Source organism: Spongiactinospora gelatinilytica, assembly GCF_003236385.1.
Taxonomy (GTDB): Bacteria; Actinomycetota; Actinomycetes; order Streptosporangiales; family Streptosporangiaceae; genus Spongiactinospora; species Spongiactinospora gelatinilytica.
Genome location: NZ_POUA01000490.1, coordinates 1 through 4655 on the forward strand (window position 1 = coordinate 1; position 4655 = coordinate 4655).

Annotated in this window: 4 protein-coding genes; 2 read left to right on the forward strand and 2 right to left on the reverse strand. The window is 73.9% G+C overall.

The features are described from left to right. Positions 1-1007 (forward strand): ATP-binding protein (locus C1I98_RS35460; RefSeq protein WP_146607837.1); only part of this gene is annotated, 1007 nt, incomplete at its 5' end. A 158-nt stretch (positions 1008-1165) separates the two neighbouring features. Here the strand turns inward: C1I98_RS35460 and C1I98_RS35465 are convergent. Together C1I98_RS35465 and C1I98_RS35470 are read right to left on the reverse strand one after the other, a co-directional pair. Continuing rightward, entirely contained in the window at positions 1166-2347 is a 1182-nt protein-coding gene (locus tag C1I98_RS35465; RefSeq protein WP_111171681.1) for an aminoglycoside phosphotransferase family protein, read from the reverse strand. Positions 2348-2517: 170 nt separating this feature from the next. Beyond that, on the reverse strand, positions 2518-4062 hold the full coding sequence (locus C1I98_RS35470; protein WP_111171680.1) for an LCP family protein: 1545 nt from the start codon (positions 4060-4062) through the stop codon (positions 2518-2520). Positions 4063-4151: 89 nt separating this feature from the next. Between C1I98_RS35470 and C1I98_RS35475 the strand changes: the two genes are divergently transcribed. After that, positions 4152-4655, forward strand: a 504-nt coding sequence (locus C1I98_RS35475) for a glycosyltransferase (RefSeq protein WP_146607838.1), incomplete at its 3' end; no start/stop codon positions are given.

Consider the following 4655-nt stretch of genomic DNA (forward strand, 5'->3'; position numbering starts at 1 on the left):
CCCCGCCCCCCGGTTGGGGCCCCGGAGACGAGGAGCGGGCGGCTCGGTACTTCGCCGGGACCGAGGTCGTCGTCTGGACCCCGGGACGTTCCCGGGGACGTCCGCTGAGCTTCCAGCCGCTGCCCGACTTCTCCGCCGTCCTCGACGACCGTGACGAACTCGACTCCGCCCTCGCGGTCGCCGTCGAAACGCTCGCCCCCAAGGCGGGCGTCAGCGGCACGAGCGCCAGGGCGCGCAAGGGCGAGGCCGTACTGCGTCAGGCGCTGGAGCACTTCGCGCGTTCGGGCGGCGGCGACTTCGCCGCGTTCCGCGGCATGCTGTCGGAGCTGCCGTTCGAGGCCAGCCAGATCCACGGGGCCGACCTGATCGCCGCCGAGCTGGGGCAGCTTCTCACCGCCGCCACGATCACCGATCCGCTCTTCGCGGGCGCCGGCGAGGCGGCCGATCCCGCGCGGCTGCTCACGCCGTCCGAGGGGAAGAGGGCCCGCGTCTCGGTCATCAGCTTCATCGGCCTGAACGACGACGCCAGGCCGGGATTCGTCAGCCGCCTCCAGATGGCCCTGTTCTCCTGGATCAAGCGCAACCCGGCCCGCGGCCGTCCGCTGGGCGGCCTGTACGTCGTGGACGAGGCGCAGGCCCTCGTCCCCGCGACGCCCAAGACCGAGGCGCTGGCCAGCACCCTGACGCTGGCGTCGCAGGCCCGCAAGTACGGCCTGGGCCTGGTCTTCGCCACCCAGGCCCCGCGCGGGCTGCACAACCAGATCGCCGGGAACGCGACAACGCAGTTCATCGGCAGGATGAACAGCCCCACGCAGATCACCGTGGTCAAAGAGCTGGCGCAGGCCCGCGGCGGCAAGGCCGACCGGGTCGGGCGGCTGGAGGCCGGTCAGTTCTACGCCGCGAGCGACGGCATCCCGGAGGCGCTGATCCGCGCGCCGCAGTGCCTGAGCCACCATCCGGCCGACCCGCTGGTCGAACAGGAGATCCTGCGCCGCGCCGCGGGTTGACGGGCGGTCGGCTCAGCACGGAGGCGGCCACCAGGGCGGGTCGTACGGCGAGCGGGCTCGGCCGCAGCCAGCGTCCGGGCGGCGGGCCGGTAGGGGCCAGGAGTACGCGGCCTCGGCGCTCGGGACGCCGTGGCGGCTGTGGGGCTGAGCACGCCCCTTCAGAGCGAGCCGGCGCGCAGCGCGGCGCGGATCTCGGTGGAGGGGTCGTCGAGGTGGTAGATCCGCTCGGAGGGTTCGATGCCGTCCAGGAACTCCTGGTAGCGCACGGCGTAGTGCAGGTGGGCAAGCGGCTCGGCGATCGTCAGGGCCCCGGCCGGGTCGCTGCCGGGGGCGTGCGCCCGCCAGGCGTCGATCCACGCGCGGGCGGCCGCCGGACGCCGCTCCCGCGGCAGGAACGCCAGCACCCGCAGCCCGTCGAGCACCGGGTCGCCGATGTGGGCGTCGGCGAAGTCGTACACGACGGGCGGGCCGCCGTCGGCGCGCCAGTTGCCCGGGTGGAAGTCGCCGTGTACGACGGTCTCCGGCAGGCCGCAGCGCTCCAGCAGTGACCGGCGGCCGAGCAGCCGGTGGGCGGCGGCCGACTCCTCGCGGGTGAGCCCGGTGGGCGGGGCGACCTCGCCGAGCCGGGCCAGCAGCGCGAGGACCCGCTCGTCCTGCGACGGCCCGGTCAGCTCGGGCAGCCCGGGCACGGCGGACCCGCCGAGCGTGGCCTGGGCCGCGACCAGGCGGGTCACCGCGCTCGCCAGTGCCTCGCCGGGCGCGTTCCAGCCGTCCACGCCGGGCAGGTCCTCCAGCAGGATGCGGCCCGGTCCGGCCGCGATCACGGTGGGCACCAGACCGGGGTCCGCCCCGGCGAACGCGGCGATGGCGGCGGCCTCGTCGGCGGAGAAGGGCGGGAGGGCCTTGAGCCAGGCCGTGCCCCGGTCGGTCGGCAGGCGGAACAGCCCCGAGAGGTTCCAGGTGCGCCGCTGCCGGATCGGGCCGGTCACCGTACGGCCGGCGGCGGCCAGCGCGGCGGACGCCCAGCCGTACAGCTCGCGCACGCCCTCCAGCCGGGCCCAGGGCGAACGCAGCTCATGAGGAGCGAACGGCGACGCGAAAGGCGAGACCGGCGGCGGTGACAGCAGGCCGGACGCGGGCCGCTCCAGCGCCTCGACGTGGTAGGTGACGTGCCCGTCACGGCCGCCCACGCCGCCCTCCACGCCCAGCAGACGCAGCACCAGCACATCGACGCCCAGCGCCCGCCGCAGGGACGCGATCACCGGCTCGACCTCCGACCACCACGGCACCTCCACCGCGAACGGCCCGGCGGTGCCCAGGAACTCCGCACCGGAGGTCACCCACACACTGAACGTCCGTCCGGGCGACTCACTCGGGGCAACGGCGGGCATGGCGGCGGCGGGCTCCCGTGGGGACGTACGGCGGGACACTCGTGCAGCGCCACTTTCGCATGTGACCGCGCGCCGCGTCACCGGCTTTTCCGACCGGGGACCCCAGGCCCGCGGGCGGGTCACTTCTTGCAGATGTTCTGGGTCGCGGTCTTGGCGGCGGGCGACGCCGTGGGAGCGGCCGTGGGGCCCGTACTGGGAGTGGGAGCCACCGGCGCCCGCTCGTTCACGGTGACCTTCTCGGCCCCCGGGTACTGGCGCCCGACGACCACCTCGATCCTGGCCCCCAGCTCGTCGGCGCGGCGGAGTTCGGCGCCCTTGAGCGCGGCGGCGACCGTGCGCGCGGAGTCGGCGCGCCCCGGGCCGTACCGGATCACGGTCTTCTGGAAGTCGGTGCGCGCGGCGTTGCCCGCCTGCTCGGGCACCCGGAAGCCCGCCTTGAGCAGGTCGGCCCGGACCGTCGCGCCCCGGCCCGTGACGCCGGTGCCGTTGAGCACGCGGATCGCGATGCGCTCGGGCGCGATCGTGACGGCCTGCGGGCCCGGCGTGGCCTTGGCCGAGGGGGTGGCCCCCACGGAGGCTTTGACGCTCGGCTTCGGCGACGGCTTGGTGAGCTGTTCGTCGGCGGCGATCCGCCGGAACAGGTCGCGGGAGCGCTGTTTGTCCCACAGCACCGCGCTCTCGCCGCTCGGGGTCTTGTAGTCGGGGTCGGCCAGCGGCACCTGGGCGAAGGTCACGTCGTCGGTGGAGACGTCCTTGAGCTGGGTGGCGAGCCCGAGCAGGTCGTCGGACAGGGCGTCGTCCACGGTGAGCGCGCTGAGCGCGCTGTCGATCAGCGCGGAGAGCTTCGTGGGGTCGGTCAGCGTGCCCCGGCTCAGCGCCTGGTTCAGCAGCGCGGAGATGACCTGCTGCTGGCGGTCGATCCGGTCGAGGTCGGAGCGGGCGGTGGCGCGCGTGCGGGCGTAGGCGAGGGCCTTGATGCCGTCCAGCTCGTAGGTGCCGGGCCGGAGGCTGAGCGCGGTGTTGGGGTCGTTGATGGGCACGGGGGTGCAGACCGACACGCCGCCGAGCGCGTCCACCACGTCGATGAACCCGAGCACGTTGACCTCGACGTAGTGGTTGATGGTCAGGCCGGTGACGTTCTGGACGGTCTTCACCGCGAGCTTGGCCCCGCCGAACTGGTAGGCGGAGTTGATCTTGTGCGTGCCCTTGCCGGGGATCGTCACCCAGGTGTCCCGGGGCAGGCTGACCACGGTGATCTTGCTGTGGTCCTCCGACAGATGGATCAGCATCATCGTGTCGGTGCGCTGCCCGGACTCCCGGCCGAGCTTGAGCAGGTTCTGTTGCCGCCGGGTGAGGTTGTCGCGTTTGTCCACGCCGACGACCAGGATGTTCAGGGCGCCGCGCGACTCCGAGCCCGCCACGCCCGCGTCGACCTTGCCGATCCGGCCCGCCGCGTAGTTGGGCAGTGTCCAGGACGCGCACGACCCGGCCAGCACCACCATCGACAGGGCCCCGCTGAGCAGCAGCTTGCGCCGCCGCGCCCGAGCCCCGCGCGCGGTGCGGCCTCGCGTGCGCGAAGGTGGGAGGCGTACGCCGCCGTAGGCGTCGCCACCGACGCGCACCACCGAGTCTTCGCCCACGTCGGGACCATCCGGGTCGCGCATCCGCCACCCCCTCCCGAACTCGACTGGTCGATGAGGTCGTCGATGAGGTTGCCGACCCCACCCGCTCGTACAGTAGCGTGACCTCAGCCATGAAGCAGTTCCCAGACTCGCCCGCGCCGAGCGCGTCACCGACCGGCGCCCACGCGATTCCGCAGCAGCCCGCCAAGGCCCGGGTCTGGCCTCCCGTCTCCGTCGTCATGCCGGTGCTGAACGAAGAGCGCCACCTTGGCGAGGCCGTACGGCAGGTGCTCGCCCAGGCGTACGACGGGCCGATCGAGGTCGTCCTGGCCATCGGTCCCTCGCACGATCGCACCCAGCAGGTCGCCGACGCGCTCGCCGCGGCCGACCCCCGGGTGGTCGTCGTGGCCAACCCCACCGGCCGCACCCCCAACGCGCTCAACGCCGCCATCGCCGCCTCCCGCAACGGGATCATCGCGCGGGTCGACGGCCACGCCATGCTCCCGCCCGACTACCTCAAGGTCGCGGTCGAGACGCTGGAGGCGACCGGCGCCGACAACGTCGGCGGCGTCATGGCGGCCGAGGGCGAGACGCCGTTCGAGCACGCGGTGGCCCGGGCGATGACCTCCAAGCTG

Excerpts from the sequence above, each read along its gene's own strand:
- C1I98_RS35470 (WP_111171680.1), bottom strand. The coding sequence starts at position 4,062 with ATGCGCGACCCGGATGGTCCCGACGTGGGCGAAGACTCGGTGGTGCGC.